Genomic DNA, 15,786 nt, shown 5'->3' with positions numbered 1-15,786 from the left:
TCCTGCAGCTCCGTCCCTTTTCCAGAAAAAACGGCTTAATCCATCTTCTCTTAGGGAAAGGAAAAGATAACAATCCAAATAACAAGGAATAAGGTATGGAAGCGGAAGGGAAAATATAATTAAATTCGTGTATGACACGAGAGTTCCGGTGCACGATAAGGGCATAAACACAAGAAATAGACACATTTATTCAAATAAGATAGAATTGTGAGAAGGCTTTACTTCAAGGTAATTTTGAAGGCAGCCAAGAAAAGTGATTGGATGCATGCTTGTCATGTATTTTTAATTTTTACAGGAGGTGTCAGTACAGATGGCGACAAATAGTGAGATTCTCGTCCCCCTCCTTCCGCTTAGAGGATTGCTGGTATACCCTACAATGGTGCTGCATTTGGACGTAGGGCGTGATAAATCCGTCCATGCACTGGAAAAAGCGATGGTAGACGACCATTTGATCTTTCTAACTACACAGAAGGATGTTTCAATAGATGAACCTTCCGAACAGGATATCTATAAGATGGGAACACTAACCAAGGTCAAGCAGATGCTCAAGCTTCCCAACGGGACGATCCGTGTTCTGGTCGAAGGGCTCAAAAGGGCAAAAATTGTAACTTTTTATGATGAAGAAACACATTTTTCTGCAAAGCTTGAAACCTTTGAGGACAACCCGGAGAAGGATGTGGAACATCAGGCCCTGATGAGGTCGCTTCTTGAATATTTTGAACAGTACATAAAAATGTCCAAGAAGATTTCCGCCGAAACCTATTCATCGGCTGCCGATATTGAAGAGCCCGGCCGGATGGCGGATATCATTGCATCCAATCTTCCGCTTAAGCTGAAGGAAAAGCAGGAAGTCCTTGAGACCATTGATGTGAAGGAACGATTAGTCAAGGTTCTAGAGACCATCAATAACGAAAAGGAAGTCCTTAATCTGGAGAAAAAAATCGGCCAGCGAGTCAAGCGTTCCATGGAGAGGACCCAGAAGGAATATTATCTCCGTGAACAAATGAAGGCAATCCAGAAAGAGCTCGGTGATAAAGAAGGAAAGACGAGCGAAGTCGCTGCCCTGCAGGAAAAAATTGAAGCGGCAGGAATGCCGGATAATGTAAGGGAGACGGCTTTTAAAGAACTCGACCGTTATGAGAAAATTCCAGCCAGCTCGGCCGAGAGTGCGGTGATCCGGAATTATATCGAATGGCTTGCTGTTCTTCCCTGGTCCAATGCCACTCGGGATGACCTTGATGTCAACAAAGCAGAGAAGATCCTCCACCGCGACCATTATGGGCTTGAGTCGGTGAAGGAAAGGGTCCTTGAGTATCTGGCTGTCCAGCAGCTGACCAATTCACTCAGAGGACCGATCCTTTGCCTTGCAGGCCCTCCCGGTGTAGGTAAAACCAGCCTTGCTAAATCCATCGCGTCCTCACTCAACCGGAACTTCGTCCGTGTGTCGCTTGGCGGGGTCAGGGATGAATCCGAAATCCGCGGACACAGAAGGACCTACGTAGGCGCCATGCCAGGACGGATTATTCAGGGCATGAAGAAAGCCGGAACCATAAACCCGGTATTCCTGCTTGATGAAATTGACAAAATGTCCAATGACTTCAGGGGAGATCCGTCAAGCGCGATGCTTGAGGTGCTCGACCCTGAACAAAATCACAATTTCAGTGATCATTATATTGAAGAATCATACGACCTTTCAAAGGTCATGTTCGTCGCTACAGCCAATAATCTGGCCACTATACCGGGTCCGCTGAGGGACCGGATGGAGATCATCTCGATTGCAGGCTATACCGAGCTTGAAAAGCTGAACATTGCAAAGCATCATCTGCTGATGAAAGAGCTTGAAGAGCACGGGCTGAAGAAAAGCCAGCTCCAGATGAAGGACGAGGCACTGGTGAACATCATCCGTTACTATACCCGGGAAGCCGGGGTGCGCGGACTCGAGCGCCAGCTGGCTACGATATGCAGGAAAACAGCAAGAATCATCGTGTCCGGCGAAAAGAAGAAGGTCATTATAAATGAAAAGAATCTGGAAGAGTTCCTTGGCAAAAGGAAATTCCGGTATGGCCAGGCTGAAATGGAGGATCAGGTAGGTGTTGCGACCGGCCTCGCTTATACGACGGTTGGAGGAGACACGCTTCAGATCGAGGTAAGCCTTGCACCCGGGAAAGGAAAGCTTGTCCTCACCGGGAAACTTGGCGATGTTATGAAGGAATCCGCCCAGGCTGCATTCAGCTATGTGCGCTCCAAGGCAAAGGACCTTTCAATTGATGAAAACTTCCATGAGAAAAATGATATCCATATCCATGTCCCGGAAGGCGCTGTGCCAAAAGATGGCCCATCCGCAGGGATCACCATTGCTACAGCCCTGGTATCGGCCCTTTCGGGAAGGCCGATCAGAAGGGAAGTCGGAATGACCGGCGAGATCACCCTTAGGGGCCGTGTCCTGCCGATAGGCGGAGTAAAAGAAAAGACTTTGAGCGCCCACCGTGCAGGTCTTACGAAAATCATCCTTCCAAGGGATAATGAGAAAGATTTAGAGGACATACCGGAAAGTGTGCGGAATCAGCTTGAATTTGTACTTGTCTCCCATGTGGATGAAGTCCTGAAGCACGCACTGGCAGGTGAAAAGGATTGAAGATCACCAGCTCTGAGATCATCATCAGCGCTGTGAAGCCTGAACAGTATCCGGAAGGGGGCCTGCCGGAATTTGCCCTGGCAGGCAGGTCCAATGTCGGAAAATCTTCTTTTATTAATAAGATGATTAATCGTAAAGCGCTTGCGAGGATTTCCTCTAAGCCGGGGAAGACGCAGACCCTGAATTTTTATCTGCTGAATGAAGCATTGTACTTCGTGGATGTACCGGGATATGGCTATGCAAAGGTATCGAAATCAGAGAGGGAAGCATGGGGCAGGATGATTGAAACCTATATCACCCAAAGAGAGCCGCTTCGTGCCGTCATCCTGATTGTCGACCTGCGTCATCCGCCGTCGAGCGATGATGTGATGATGTATAACTTCCTGAAGCATTATGAAATTCCCTGCGTGGTCATTGCGACCAAGGCTGACAAGATTCCTAAGGGAAAATGGCAGAAACACCTCAAGGTCACAAGGGAGACCCTGGACTTTGATCCGGACGACCATATGGTCCTGTTCTCATCCGAGACTGGACTCGGCAAGGAAGAAGCCTGGTCTGTACTGGAAGGCATGATGTGAAAAAAGGGCGGTCCGTGCCTGCGGACCGCCCTTTTGTCTTTTTTTGCGGGAGTGCCCAGAATTTTATAAAAATCGGGCGTTTAGATGGAATTTTTTATTCTTTTTGGGGAATCTATACAGAAGCGGTTCACTTTTTCTTTCTCCCCATTACGAAAAACAGCCCGGTTCCTATAAGGAAAACCGGCCAGAAATTCCAGGCCGATGAAATGCCGGTCTCCAGGAGCCCCATCCAATTCATTATTTTGTCATAGAATAACATAAACACAGATATGGCCAGCAGGAGAACGCCATGAAACATGCCGGATTTGGTTTCCTTTGCACGCAGAATGAAGCCGAGTCCGATGATTAATAGGAAAACACCGATATGATCTGGCCAGACCTGGAATTTATTCACTATATGAAAATGAATGCCAAGACCGGACAGAACCACCCCGGGCAGTATGGCTTCATGTTCCCGGCCTCCATATGCCCCAATCAAAAAGGACAGGCCAGTGATGAGGAGCAGCGTCGGCCAGGTAAAAAAGCCCTCGAAAGGTTCGATTCCTGCCTGCTCCAGCAGGAAGTAAACACCGAAAGCAATCAGGATGATTCCGGGAAAAAAACGCTGTGAATTCATGATTTCCTCCTAATGCAGCTCTTGCATGACAAACTTTATTGTACCTTGATAAATGGTATCATACAATTTCATCATCTGTTCAAAATTATACTGCAATAAAGCAGATTATACATGCTATAATAGCTAATGGTGTATAGTAAAAGTATCGTAAATTTTTTTGGGGGTGCACAGATTATGCATATATTAGCAGTCGGCTTGAATTTTAGAACTGCCCCTGTCGAAATAAGAGAAAAACTTTCATTCAATGAAGCAGAGCTTCATGAAGCAATGAAAGTTTTAAAAAATAAAAAAAGCATTTTAGAGAATGTTATTGTTTCGACCTGCAATAGAACAGAAATCTACGCCGTGGTCGATCAGGCCCATACCGGCAGATATTATATAAAAGAATTTCTATCCGAATGGTTTAGCATGGATAAAGAGGAGTTTTCACCCTTCTTATTCATTTACGAACAAGAGGGTGCAATTCAGCATCTTTTCAAAGTGGCATCAGGTCTTGATTCCATGATTATCGGAGAAACCCAGATTCTTGGACAAGTACGTTCAAGCTTCCTTCTTGCCCAGCAGGAGCGCACATCAGGCTCGATATTCAACCGCCTGTTCAAACAGGCTGTCACATTTGCCAAAAAAGCGCATGCTGAAACGGAAATCAATACAAATGCTGTGTCTGTGAGCTATGCTGCCGTGGAACTGGCCAAGAAAATTTTCGGTTCCCTGAAAGACAAGCGTGTGCTGATTCTTGGCGCCGGGAAAATGGGAGAACTCGCCATCCAGAACCTGCAGGGCAGCGGCGCAACAAGCATCACGGTCATTAACCGCACCTACGAGAAAGCCGTTTCACTGGCAGAGCGTTTCAATGGTGAAGCAAAAAGCCTGAAAGAGCTTCAGTGCGCGCTGGTTGAGGCGGATATTTTGATAAGCTCAACCGGTGCAAAGGAATTTGTCCTCAACCGTGAAACAATGGAGCAGGTCAACAGGATGAGGAAGGGCCGGCCAGCCTTCCTGGTGGATATTGCAGTTCCCCGGGACCTTGATCCTGCCATCTCCGGCCTTGAAAATGTCTTCCTCTATGATATCGATGATCTTGAAGGCATTGTGGAAGCAAACCTGGAGGAGCGGAGAGTGGCTGCGGAAAGCATCGAGCTGATGATTGAAGCAGAGATCTCTGACTTCAACAGCTGGCTTAATATGCTTGGCGTCGTGCCGGTCATATCAGCTCTCCGTGAAAAGGCCCTGTCCATTCAGGCAGAGACCATGGACAGCATCCAGAGGAAGCTTCCTCATCTGACAGAACGTGAGGTCAAGCTCTTGAACAAGCATACCAAGAGCATCATCAACCAGATGCTCAAGGATCCGATTTCCTACGCCAAGGAGCTTGCAGGCAGCGGGAATTCATCTGCAGCCCTCGATCAGTTCATCCAAATCTTCAATATCAGTGATGAAGTTGAAGGACAGGCTGTAAAGGAGCTGGACAGGGAAATTTCCAGAGAGCTTAAACCGGCTGCGGTTCATGGATAAAAGAGGGGGCTGCCATGCTTGAATTATCCATGACCCGTCTCCATGAGGCTACTGTCTTGCTGTATGCCTTAAGCGTGCTGTTATATTTTATAGATTTTCTTAATAATGACCGGAAGGCAAACCGTATTGCCTTCTGGCTGCTTGCGATTGTTTGGCTTCTTCAAACAATTTTTTTATTTCTGTATGTACGGGAAACAGGAAGATTCCCTGTTTTGACCATTTTTGAAGGGTTATATTTCTATGCGTGGCTATTGATTACCCTGTCACTTGCCGTAAACAGGCTCCTGAGGGTGGACTTTACTGTATTCTTTACAAATGTGCTCGGCTTCATAGTGATGGCTGTCCACACTTTCGCGCCTGTCCAGGTCGAATCCCATGCACTTGCAGAGCGGATGGTATCGGAGCTGCTGCTGATCCACATTACCATGGCCATCTTATCTTATGCCGCATTCTCCCTGTCCTTTGTATTTTCAGTTCTTTATTTGATTCAATATGATCTGCTGAAAAGGAAAAAGTGGGGGAAAAGGCTGACAAGGCTCGGGGATTTGTCCAAGCTTGAAAAGACCTCTTACATCCTGAATGTAACCGGGGTCCCGCTCCTGCTGCTGTCACTCATTCTCGGCCTGCAGTGGGCAAATATCAGGCTGCCGCATATTCCCTGGTCTGATCCCAAGATTGTCGGCTCTTTCATTGTACTGACAGCCTACAGCATTTATTTATATTGCAAGGTCCGCAAGCAGGTTTACGGAAAAAGCCTGGCCCTGTGGAACCTTGCCTCGTTCCTAATTGTATTAGTGAACTTTTTATTGTTTGGCAGTTTATCAGGATTCCATTTTTGGTATTCGTAACGGGAGGCTCTTATGAGAAAAATCATCGTAGGATCTAGAAGAAGTAAATTGGCGCTCACTCAAACGAACTGGGTTATCAGCCAGCTGAAGGCCCTTGGACTTCCTTTTGAATTCGAAGTCAAGGAAATTGTCACTAAAGGAGATAAGATACTTGATGTGACTCTGTCGAAGGTCGGAGGCAAGGGCTTGTTTGTTAAAGAAATCGAACAGGCTATGCTGGATCATGAAATCGACATGGCTGTGCACAGTATGAAGGATATGCCGGCTGTATTGCCTCAAGGCCTGACCATCGGCTGTATCCCTGCCCGTGAGGATCACAGGGACGTGCTCATCTCAAAAGGCAATGTGAAGCTTGCCGAACTGAAGGAAGGCGCTGTGATCGGCACCAGCAGTTTAAGAAGGAGCGCCCAGCTTCTTGCCGCAAGACCCGACCTTGAGATCAAATGGATCCGGGGAAATATTGATACAAGGCTGCAAAAGCTGAAGGATGAAGAGTATGACGCGATCATCCTGGCGGCAGCAGGCCTGTCCAGGATGGGCTGGAAATCAGAAACAGTCACTGAATACCTTGAACCTGAATTATGCCTTCCTGCAGTCGGCCAGGGTGCCCTTTCAATTGAATGCAGGGAAGACGATGCGGAGCTGCTCGAGGGTCTATCCAGATTTACTTCCGCCACTGCCCAAAAAACTGTAGAGGCAGAACGGGCCTTCCTTGATAAGATGGAAGGCGGCTGCCAGGTGCCGATCGCGGGATATGCCGTGGAAGAGGGGGATGGAAGCATCACGCTCACTGCGCTTGTCGCTGCTCCGGATGGCTCAAGAATCATCAAGGAAGCTGTGACCGGGACGGACCCTGCCGCTGTTGGAATAGAAGCAGCCGGCCTTCTTTCTCAAAGAGGAGGAAAGGACTTGATCGACTCTGTAAAAAGAGAACTGGATCAAGAATAATGGAAAACCAAAAGCCTTTGTCCGGTCTGAGTGTCCTGATTACCCGGGATGAGAAGCAGGCCCGGCCATTTGCCGAGAAAATCAGACTCGCAGGCGGGAATCCTGTATCCATCCCGCTGATTGGCTTTGAAGCGGTTGATTTTGCCCCTGCTGAGGGAACATATGACTGGATTGTCTTTACCAGCGCCAATGCCGTTCATTATTTCGGGCTCTCTGAGGAAATACTTTCAGGCCTTGGTTCCCCGGAAATAGCTGCAATCGGATCAAAAACACGTGAGGCAATAGAGGAGCGGGGACTCCGTGCGGCCTTCATGCCGCGGGAGTATGAGGCAGAAGCCTTCAGCAGGGAGTTCCTTACCGTCCTGAAAGCCCCGGGGCGCATCCTCATTCCTAAAGGAAACCTGGCAGGCAGCACCATCTGCCGCATGCTCGAGGAGCAGGGGCAGAAATGTACGGAGCTCATCGTCTATAAGAACGAAATACCGCCGGGAGCTGAAGGCAGGCTTCTTTCCTTTTTAAAACAGGGTCAGATTGATATTATAGCCTTAACAAGTTCTTCAACAGCTGTCAACTTAATGAAGACCGCTGTCAAATATGACCTGCTGGATGTCGTGCAAAAAAGCCTGGTCGCGGCAATTGGACCGGCAACAAAAGCGAAAGCCGAATCTTTGGGGCTGGAAGTAAAGGTCTGCCCTGATACATATACAGCAGATGCCATGCTTGAAGCGATCATTAAATATCTGGCTGGTGCCGGGTAAGGGAGGATATATTATGAACGAATTACATTTCAATAGACACCGCAGGCTGCGCAGCAGCAAGAATATGAGAGCGCTTGTAAGGGAAACATTCCTTCACCGCGAAGACCTGATCTACCCCATCTTTGTAGTGGAAGGTGAAAATGTCAGGACTGAAATCAGCTCAATGCCTGGTGTATACAATATATCACTGGACAAACTGAAGGCAGAGATGGACGAAGTGGCTGGACTCGGCATTATGTCGGTGATCCTGTTCGGTGTACCTCATGATCATAATAAGGATGAGTGTGGGACAGGAGCCTATTCTTCTAATGGAATTGTCCAGAAAGCAACGCGACTTGTGAAGGAAGCCTATCCCGATATGGTTGTCATTGCCGATACATGTCTCTGTGAATACACAAGCCATGGCCACTGCGGGCTTGTTGAAGACGGCAGGATCCTGAACGATGAATCCCTGGAGCTCCTGGCAAAAACGGCCGTCAGCCAGGCAGAAGCCGGTGCCGATATCATTGCCCCATCCAATATGATGGACGGCTTTGTAGCAGCGATCCGTGCTGCCCTGGATGAAGCGGGCTACCTGGATATCCCGGTCATGTCTTATGCCGTTAAGTATTCTTCAGCCTATTACGGCCCGTTCAGGGAGGCTGCGAACAGCACACCTCAGTTCGGTGACCGGAAAACCTACCAAATGGACTATGCGAACCGCCTGGAAGCCCTGCGCGAAGCGGAATCTGATGTGGCCGAGGGAGCCGATTTCCTGATTGTCAAACCGTCGCTAAGCTATATGGATATCATGAGGGATGTTAAGAACAACTTCAACCTGCCGGTGGTAGCCTATAATGTCAGCGGGGAATATTCCATGATCAAGGCGGCTGCCCTTAACGGATGGATCGATGAAAAGAGCATTGTGCTTGAAACGCTGACCAGCATGAAGCGCGCCGGTGCCGATTTGATCATCACCTATTTTGCCAAAGATGTGGCAAAATGGCTGAAGGAAGAACTCTAAGGAGGAAATTGCATGCGATCTTATGAAAAATCCAGACAGGCATTTGCGGAAGCAAAAAGGCTGATGCCCGGCGGGGTAAACAGTCCGGTGAGAGCGTTCAAATCTGTGGATATGGATCCCATCTTCATGGAACGGGGAAAAGGGTCAAAGATCTATGACATAGATGGAAATGAATATATTGACTATGTTCTGTCATGGGGCCCATTGATCCTCGGGCATACCAACCAGGCTGTAATCGAGGCGGTCCAGAAGGTGGCTGAAACGGGCACAAGCTTTGGCGCCCCGACTCTTCTCGAAAATGATCTGGCTAATCTTGTCATTGAAAGGGTTCCTTCCATCGAGGTAATCCGGATGGTTTCTTCAGGCACAGAAGCGACGATGAGCGCGCTCCGTCTGGCCAGGGGCTTTACAGGACGAAATAAGATCCTTAAATTTGAAGGCTGCTACCATGGCCATGGAGACTCCCTTTTGATCAAGGCCGGCTCCGGTGTTGCCACACTCGGCCTTCCGGACAGCCCAGGTGTCCCCGAAGGAGTGGCAAAAAACACGATTACGGTCCCTTATAACGACCTTGAGAGCGTCAGGGCGGCCTTCAACCAATACGGCGATGATATCGCAGGTGTCATAGTAGAGCCTGTTGCGGGCAATATGGGAGTTGTCCCTCCGGTTGAGGGGTTCCTTGAAGGTCTTAGGGAAATCACAGAACAAAATGGCACACTCCTGATCTTTGATGAGGTGATGACCGGCTTCCGTGTGGATTACCATTGTGCCCAAGGGTATTTTGGCGTGACTCCTGATCTTACCTGCCTTGGCAAGGTAATCGGAGGCGGCCTTCCTGTCGGTGCATACGGAGGCAAAGCGGAAATCATGAATCAAGTGGCACCGAGCGGTCCGATTTATCAGGCTGGGACGCTTTCCGGCAACCCGCTTGCCATGGCGGCCGGCTATGCTACGCTCAGCCAGCTGACCCCTGAACACTATCAGGAATTCAGGCGCAAGGCAGACCTCCTGGAAGAAGGAATCAGCCAGGCAGCCGGGAAGCATAATGTGCCGCTGACCTTCAACCGGGCAGGCTCCATGATTGGATTCTTTTTCACAAACGAAGAAGTCATCAATTATGAAAAAGCCAAAACATCCAACCTGAAATTCTTTGCGGCCTATTACCGTGAAATGGCGAATAATGGAGTATTCTTGCCGCCATCCCAATTTGAGGGACTGTTCCTTTCGACAGCCCATTCCGATGAAGACATCCAGCGGACGATTGTTGCGGCGGATAGGGCATTTGCTGCACTGAATCAATAAATACTGAAGTTTGAAAATGAGCTATCAAAAACAAGAAGGACCATCAAAGGATGGTCCTTTTAACTTAAACCCCTAATACGGAAATGAATTCATGATTTCAATTCAGTGATTACTTTAACCAAGTCATCAATATTTTGAATGAAATTTTCTATGAAAAAGCGCTCTGTAATATTTAAATACAAAAATTCGATATGGTCTTTTATTTCTTCAGTTTTAGGCTGGTTTGTTAAATATACCAAGCCACATTTACAGAAAGCGGCTCCCAGTTCTCAGCTTTTCCCATTTATTCACCTCAAAAAGTGGGTTACGTACTTTATTGATTTAATGATTAGACAACTTGTTCTGTACACTGGCAATTTACTCTATCAGGACCCCTTTACCTCCCGTAACCCGTCTCCGTCCAGAATGTCCTGAATCCCCTCTTCACAAACTCCATAGGACCTCCACGAACAGGACGTGCACACCTCTTCAATATCAGAAGGCACGGCGCGGCGGCGTATGAGGGCCTCGATGTGCTGCCAGCGTACAATCTGTCCGATATGCAGGCCCAGTTTCTCTAAAATGGCAGCATCCCTGGTATAGATATGGACATCCTGGCAATGATAAATTCCTGAATTAGGATATTTTTCACATAACTGATCGGGTCCTTCCACTATCTGAATTTTGATGCCGGGATCGTTCCTCAGTGCTTGATGCACCCGGGTCATATTTTCTGCATACTCCCGGGAATATCCCATGCCCCTGTATCCTAAAAGGCAGAAAATATGGTGTCCTCTCAGATTATACATAGTGTCCTCCCTATGCAGTATTCCAACCTTGTTAACTTATTTATTATATGGTTAACAAATTATGAAATTATCATACCATAACTCTTTTTCGTAGTGGTGATCTTTAGCGATATAAGGAGGTTTGCTGTGAAGGAAAAAAGCCAGCCGGGTTTAAGCCGGCTGGCCATGGTGAAGGCCGGCGGTCTGCCTTGGCATGCAAGGAAAATGCAGATTGAATGCTGCCTTGAAATCTATCGTTCCGTCAGTTCCAATCATTCCAGATCTTTTTTGCCTTGTTCTTAAGCATCTTTTCTTCAGGCACAGGCCCTTTTCCTTTTTTCCATTCAATTCATATTCATATCGGTAGAGAAAGCCTAACAAGTGGCTGGATAAATAAATAAGAAAAAAGATAAAAGTGAATAAAAACCTAAGCCTCAACAGAAGAAAGAAGAGGGTGTGGACTGCACCGATCATGGGTATGAAACGGGATGTCTATAAAAGAGTTGGAGGAGCTGTTAGGAGGAAATGAAAAAAGCACCACTCACTTGAGGTGCTTCCCTTAGTTATATATCTTTTTGAAGTAATGAATATACATTAAATTAATAGCAATCTCAACTACGTTATAAATAATTATATCAATCAGATTTGTTTCATCCCAAGAATGGTGAGGGGCGAAGAAAAAAATGTAAACATACCCGGCAATACTTAATAAAAGGGTCCATAAAATACTGCGTAAATATAGCGGAATCATCAAACTGAAAAAAGGCAAAAGGAAATTTAAATTATGCCTGCTTCTATTTTTATAGATACCATATAGTACATTTATTCCGATCCCGTTGATAAGGATGAACAAGATTAAATCAATAATATCATAAGTGTTCATAGAAGAAGGATTATAGACGAAAGGAAATGAAGTTACCGTTAACGCAATAATTATCCAGAAAGCTATACGGTAATTATTTTTTGATTTGTCAGTTAAAGTGTCATCTCGCAAAGCTGCTACTAAGGCTTTAATATTCCAAAAATACATTTTTCTCTCCTAAAAATAAAGTTTGCAGGAGTTATTATAACCTAAAATTCTCTGATGAGATATGATTATTTTTATGTAATAACCAGGGGGATAACAAAATGTGTGAATGGAGATGTGAGAAGAAGATGAAGGAATAAAAGCGAAAACAAGCCATACCTTGGTAAAAAAAGAGGTTGTTCAAAATGAAAAGACCTTTAATCTTATTGGGGATAGCACTCTTAAACACAATTATCGGTATTTCTTATAGTTTGGTTATTAATCTAAAGCCAGGCACCAGGAGAAGTTATAAAACAAATAACAAAACATTTAATCTGTCGGACACGGACAAAGGTATAACCTTTCTAATAAAAGATGCTACGAAAGATGGGCATGAAAGAATTTCTCTTGAGTATGTTATAACTACAAAGAAGGGTATTCCATCAGACCACATGATGGGTCGACCGGTTATTTATATTAATGGTAAAAGAATTAGCTCAAGTTCTTCCTACAGCTATAAAAAGATAGGGAAAAACAAATACATGGGTTTGATTAACATAATGCCTGAAAAAGAACTGCCAGATTACTAAGATATTAAATTTAACGTGGATTCAGTTTTGGATCAGCCTGGACAATGGAATGTAAAATTTTCTTTATAAAAAAGAGCCAGCTAATAGTGCTGGCTTTTTACAATTAGAGAGGTGAGAACGTATGAACAGTGTTTGAATATAAGACCAAACAGCAGAAGCGTAAGTTTTACGACAGCGTACCATGGAAGCAGCTGCGTGAACAGGTGAGGCGGCAGGACAATCATGAATAGTGCAAACACCAGGGCCGAATGGCATACGAATACAGTGAGAGTGCCAAACCGAAAAGAAGATCCAGCAGGTGGTCCATCACATCAAGGAGGTCGAGCAGCATCCTGATCTTGCACTGGACATTGGTAACCTATAATTCGTTCACCAGTGTTACCAAGGGTCTGATTAGGTTACTTTTGAAGCATTTCGGTTTATAATTGATCAAGGTATAAGATGCTGCAATTGAAAAATTAAAACTAATAATGAAAAACATATTAAGGAGAAATTTAATGAATAGTCAAGCCGAAGGGAAAAATATTCTTACTTTAATTTCACAAAACAAAGCGCTTTTTGAGGAGAAGCTGTTATCAGAAGCAGTTAATGTGGCGAGTAAGATAAAGGAGATACTTGAAAAAGGGAACATTGATTTACTAGTTAATGCTGGAAAACTAGTAGAATATATCGTCCTGGAAAAAAATGAAGAATTAGTTGCATTTGGCAAACAGGAAGGAAAAGCATGGGCTGAACATTCACTCACTCTTCACTTAAAATTAGAGTGGGTTCAGGCAATCCGCCGTACTTTATGGGATTTTATTGAGAAATATTATGAATACAAACCAAGCCAGAGTTTGGATACAAAATTTTTTAAGATTGAAAAAGATATTAATGATCAGGTAGACAAGTTCCTGAACACATTCTTTATTAGCTATTCCAGTTACAAAGATGAATTAATTAAATCTCAAAGGCTAACAGTTGAACACCTATCAGTACCAATTATTCCATTAAGCCAGAACGTTGCTGTTTTGCCGCTTATTGGGCTGATGGACTCATATCGTATGCATGTTATTGAAGAAAAGGTGTTAACGGAAATTTCTAGAATACACTTGCAATCATTAATCATAGATCTATCTGGCATTGCTGAGATGGAATTAGATGTAATTGTTCATTTACAAAAAATCTTAGATGGAATTACTATGATGGGTTGTAAAGCAGTTATAACTGGTTTGCGTGCCGAAATTGTAAGGAAAATGATTCACTCAAATGTTTCTTTTGAGGGAAGGGCAGAAACAAAGGGTACTTTACAACAGACATTAAAATCATACTTCCAATGAAAAAAGCTGCGGCAGCGGCTTTTTTTTTACCTTTGCCAGCCCCCTGCCCCGGAATGGGGAAAGATGCTCGCAGATTCGCGTGATGAATACATTCTTGACGCCTATGGACCGTCTTGTTCCCGGGCCTGGCCATCATGCTGAGCGTGCTTGGGTTTTACCTGATGGGAGACGGTCTGAGGGATGCCCTTGATCCAAAGATGAAGAACTAAATAGGCAGCATGCTCCGGCATGGCTGTCTTTTTTTGTTGAAATGGGAAAGGGAGGCCTGAATGCTTGTGACAGGAGGGAACCAGGTGAGGGGGAGAAACGGCCTTTATCGGGGCATGAAGGACATTTGGAGCTCAGATCGGCCGTGGAATTCGTTCATCATGGGCATCAAGGTCATTTGGGGTCAGATTGGCCTTTGAATAGTCCTTCATCATAGGAATGAAGGACTTTGTAGAATGGTCTGGCCTTGAGGGGTGCTTCACCAGGCAGCATCTAATATTAAATGCGGAAGAAGTAATAATCAGATCGGTCCATTCATAAAGTGTTAGGGATATATGCGGATGCCTCGTATATTTTGAAGGGAGGAAGAATTCATGTCGAATGAACATCAATCACTTCTGCGGTTTTCAGTGGAAGAATCCATATGGTTCCAAAAAGGACAGGAAGTGGAGGAACTGTTTTCCTTATCTCTGGATCCCCAGGTAACTGTGGAGGATATGGATCAGTATGTGATTATAAAAGGTGAGCTGACCCTGGCAGGTGAGTATAGAAGAGAGGAGTCTGACAGGCAGGATGAAGTAAATTTCTCTTTTGTTTCTCCAAAAACCATCAGCAGATTTGTGGAAAGAGAGCAGGGGGTGTTCGAATTTCAGCATAGTTTCCCTGTGGATATCACGATTCCCGCTAACAGGATTGAATCACTTGAGGATGTGAGTGTGGCCATTTCTTCATTTGATTATTCAATGCCTGAGCGGAACTGTCTTTCCCTTTGTGCAGAGCTGATGATTTCCGGCATTTACGGGGAGCAGCAAACCCTTCCCGAACACATGGCCCCGGAGTATCTCACTCCATCGGAGCCTGAACTGATGTACCGGGGAACGGCTGTTGAAGATGCGGAGGCGGAGGCGGAGGCTGACAGCGGCTTTTATGAATCTTCCATTTCCTTTCCTTCTCCCCAGGATTTATACAGCCCGTTTGAGGTAGAAGCGAAGAAGCTTCCTCAGGAAGAAGAAGAAGCTGAGGCTCCATTATTCGAGAATCAGCATTCAGATTTCTTTGCTCCACCGGCATTTCCGGAATACGATGAACCGGAAGTTCCTGAAGCGGTGAGGGTGGAGGCAGCGGAGGCAGTGGAGGAAGCAGCCGAAGAAGAAGAAACGGAAGTGCCGCTTTTCTTCTCGGGGCAGGAAGCCGGGGAGGATGCTGAAGAAATTGTGCCCCAAGCCGGTGATGATGCAGCCCCTTTTCAAGCAGCAGCAGAGCCAGCAGAACAGGAGCAGAATTCTGGCCCTGTTTTAGCTCCAAGAGAAATGGAGGATGCCCCTGTTCCGCGTTCACTCGGGAATGCAGGGAGCGGGAAGGAATACAGGCGCAGGCGGGATGCAAAGGAACAGGAACAAGCAGAACCAGCACCAAGGCAAAGTGTTTCCTTGACGGACTTTTTTGGCAGGAAAGAGGAGCAGGAGCATACAAGGGTAAAAGTCTGCCTCGTTCAGCAGGGTGATACCTTAAATGCCCTGGCAAGCCGCTATGAAATCAGTGCTTCAGCCATAGCGGCACTTAACGAATTGGATGCCACGAATGAAATCAGCGAAGGACAGGTTTTGTATATCCCGTCAAAACCGACACTGCCCAAGAGATAAGATCATTTGCAAAAAGGAGCAGGGCTCTGCCCTGTTTCCTTGTGCATTAGA

The 15,786-nt window shown here is 45.9% G+C and carries 15 protein-coding genes and 2 pseudogenes; 15 read left to right on the top strand and 2 right to left on the bottom strand.

Features of this window, described 5'->3' with window-relative positions:
- Positions 1–310: 310 nt before the first annotated feature.
- Both lon and yihA read left to right on the top strand, forming a co-directional pair.
- Entirely contained in the window at positions 311–2,635 is a 2,325-nt protein-coding gene (gene lon / locus V1501_RS15785) for an endopeptidase La (protein WP_409289593.1), read from the top strand.
- Positions 2,632–3,213, top strand: a complete 582-nt coding sequence (gene yihA, locus V1501_RS15780) for a ribosome biogenesis GTP-binding protein YihA/YsxC (RefSeq protein WP_409289591.1) — start codon at positions 2,632–2,634, stop codon at positions 3,211–3,213. The genes lon and yihA overlap by 4 nt, the downstream gene beginning before the upstream one ends.
- 127 nt (positions 3,214–3,340) lie before the next feature.
- Here yihA and V1501_RS15775 read toward each other — a convergent pair whose 3' ends face one another.
- Complete coding sequence (locus tag V1501_RS15775; RefSeq protein ID WP_409289589.1) at positions 3,341–3,829, bottom strand: LiaI-LiaF-like domain-containing protein; 489 nt, start codon at positions 3,827–3,829, stop codon at positions 3,341–3,343.
- Between the two features lie 174 nt (positions 3,830–4,003).
- On the opposite strand from V1501_RS15775, the gene hemA reads away from it, so the two are divergent.
- The 6 genes from hemA to hemL are packed head-to-tail and all read left to right on the top strand — an operon-like array spanning position 4,004 to position 10,203.
- Positions 4,004–5,344, top strand: coding sequence for a glutamyl-tRNA reductase (gene hemA, locus V1501_RS15770; protein ID WP_409289588.1), 1,341 nt, complete (start codon positions 4,004–4,006; stop codon positions 5,342–5,344).
- Between the two features lie 14 nt (positions 5,345–5,358).
- Positions 5,359–6,192 carry an inner membrane protein YpjD gene (locus V1501_RS15765; RefSeq protein ID WP_409289586.1) on the top strand — a complete coding sequence of 278 codons (834 nt, stop codon included), beginning with the start codon at positions 5,359–5,361 and terminating at the stop codon, positions 6,190–6,192.
- Positions 6,193–6,204: 12 nt separating this feature from the next.
- Complete coding sequence (hemC, locus tag V1501_RS15760) at positions 6,205–7,140, top strand: hydroxymethylbilane synthase (protein ID WP_409289585.1); 936 nt, start codon at positions 6,205–6,207, stop codon at positions 7,138–7,140.
- Positions 7,140–7,898 (top strand): uroporphyrinogen-III synthase, encoded by a 759-nt coding sequence (locus V1501_RS15755; RefSeq protein WP_409289583.1) that lies wholly within the window; start codon positions 7,140–7,142, stop codon positions 7,896–7,898. Before hemC ends, V1501_RS15755 begins: the two co-directional genes overlap by 1 nt.
- Before the next feature lie 13 nt (positions 7,899–7,911).
- The gene (hemB, locus tag V1501_RS15750) at positions 7,912–8,901 is read left to right on the top strand and encodes a porphobilinogen synthase (RefSeq protein ID WP_409289581.1); all 990 of its coding nucleotides are present in this window, start codon (positions 7,912–7,914) and stop codon (positions 8,899–8,901) included.
- Between the two features lie 12 nt (positions 8,902–8,913).
- Positions 8,914–10,203 (top strand): glutamate-1-semialdehyde 2,1-aminomutase, encoded by a 1,290-nt coding sequence (hemL, locus tag V1501_RS15745; RefSeq protein ID WP_409289580.1) that lies wholly within the window; start codon positions 8,914–8,916, stop codon positions 10,201–10,203.
- 365 nt (positions 10,204–10,568) lie between these two features.
- Here hemL and V1501_RS15740 read toward each other — a convergent pair whose 3' ends face one another.
- Complete coding sequence (locus tag V1501_RS15740; RefSeq protein ID WP_409289578.1) at positions 10,569–10,991, bottom strand: DUF1284 domain-containing protein; 423 nt, start codon at positions 10,989–10,991, stop codon at positions 10,569–10,571.
- Positions 10,992–11,117: 126 nt separating this feature from the next.
- Between V1501_RS15740 and V1501_RS15735 the strand changes: the two genes are divergently transcribed.
- The 7 genes and pseudogenes from V1501_RS15735 to spoVID all read left to right on the top strand — a co-directional run bounded on the left by V1501_RS15735 (position 11,118) and on the right by spoVID (position 15,735).
- A complete protein-coding gene (locus tag V1501_RS15735) occupies positions 11,118–11,273 on the top strand; it encodes a hypothetical protein (RefSeq protein ID WP_409289576.1) in 156 nt (51 codons plus the stop codon).
- 909 nt (positions 11,274–12,182) lie between these two features.
- Positions 12,183–12,566, top strand: coding sequence for a hypothetical protein (locus V1501_RS15730; RefSeq protein WP_409289575.1), 384 nt, complete (start codon positions 12,183–12,185; stop codon positions 12,564–12,566).
- A 128-nt stretch (positions 12,567–12,694) separates the two neighbouring features.
- Positions 12,695–12,927: pseudogene (locus tag V1501_RS15725) on the top strand (HNH endonuclease); the annotation flags it as partial.
- A gap of 136 nt (positions 12,928–13,063) precedes the next feature.
- The gene (locus tag V1501_RS15720) at positions 13,064–13,885 is read left to right on the top strand and encodes an STAS domain-containing protein (RefSeq protein ID WP_409289573.1); all 822 of its coding nucleotides are present in this window, start codon (positions 13,064–13,066) and stop codon (positions 13,883–13,885) included.
- 36 nt (positions 13,886–13,921) lie between these two features.
- Positions 13,922–14,094: pseudogene (locus V1501_RS15715) on the top strand (ABC transporter permease); the annotation flags it as partial.
- Between the two features lie 60 nt (positions 14,095–14,154).
- Positions 14,155–14,292, top strand: a complete 138-nt coding sequence (locus V1501_RS15710) for a hypothetical protein (RefSeq protein ID WP_409289572.1) — start codon at positions 14,155–14,157, stop codon at positions 14,290–14,292.
- A gap of 174 nt (positions 14,293–14,466) precedes the next feature.
- Positions 14,467–15,735: a stage VI sporulation protein D gene (gene spoVID / locus V1501_RS15705; RefSeq protein ID WP_409289570.1), complete on the top strand. Its 1,269-nt coding sequence runs from the start codon at positions 14,467–14,469 to the stop codon at positions 15,733–15,735.
- Positions 15,736–15,786 lie beyond the last annotated feature (51 nt).

It is taken from the genome of Paraperibacillus esterisolvens, from assembly GCF_046237625.1.
GTDB lineage: Bacteria > Bacillota > Bacilli > Bacillales > DSM-1321 > Paraperibacillus > Paraperibacillus esterisolvens.
This window is presented reverse-complemented; position numbering and strand designations above follow the sequence as displayed.

Excerpts from the sequence above, each read along its gene's own strand:
- V1501_RS15740 (WP_409289578.1), bottom strand. The coding sequence starts at position 10,991 with ATGTATAATCTGAGAGGACACCATATTTTCTGCCTTTTAGGATACAGG.
- lon (WP_409289593.1), top strand. The coding sequence starts at position 311 with ATGGCGACAAATAGTGAGATTCTCGTCCCCCTCCTTCCGCTTAGAGGA.
- V1501_RS15720 (WP_409289573.1), top strand. The coding sequence starts at position 13,064 with ATGAATAGTCAAGCCGAAGGGAAAAATATTCTTACTTTAATTTCACAA.
- V1501_RS15765 (WP_409289586.1), top strand. The coding sequence starts at position 5,359 with ATGCTTGAATTATCCATGACCCGTCTCCATGAGGCTACTGTCTTGCTG.
- hemC (WP_409289585.1), top strand. The coding sequence starts at position 6,205 with ATGAGAAAAATCATCGTAGGATCTAGAAGAAGTAAATTGGCGCTCACT.
- hemA (WP_409289588.1), top strand. The coding sequence starts at position 4,004 with ATGCATATATTAGCAGTCGGCTTGAATTTTAGAACTGCCCCTGTCGAA.
- V1501_RS15730 (WP_409289575.1), top strand. The coding sequence starts at position 12,183 with ATGAAAAGACCTTTAATCTTATTGGGGATAGCACTCTTAAACACAATT.
- V1501_RS15775 (WP_409289589.1), bottom strand. The coding sequence starts at position 3,829 with ATGAATTCACAGCGTTTTTTTCCCGGAATCATCCTGATTGCTTTCGGT.
- hemB (WP_409289581.1), top strand. The coding sequence starts at position 7,912 with ATGAACGAATTACATTTCAATAGACACCGCAGGCTGCGCAGCAGCAAG.
- V1501_RS15710 (WP_409289572.1), top strand. The coding sequence starts at position 14,155 with ATGCTTGTGACAGGAGGGAACCAGGTGAGGGGGAGAAACGGCCTTTAT.
- V1501_RS15755 (WP_409289583.1), top strand. The coding sequence starts at position 7,140 with ATGGAAAACCAAAAGCCTTTGTCCGGTCTGAGTGTCCTGATTACCCGG.
- spoVID (WP_409289570.1), top strand. The coding sequence starts at position 14,467 with ATGTCGAATGAACATCAATCACTTCTGCGGTTTTCAGTGGAAGAATCC.
- hemL (WP_409289580.1), top strand. The coding sequence starts at position 8,914 with ATGCGATCTTATGAAAAATCCAGACAGGCATTTGCGGAAGCAAAAAGG.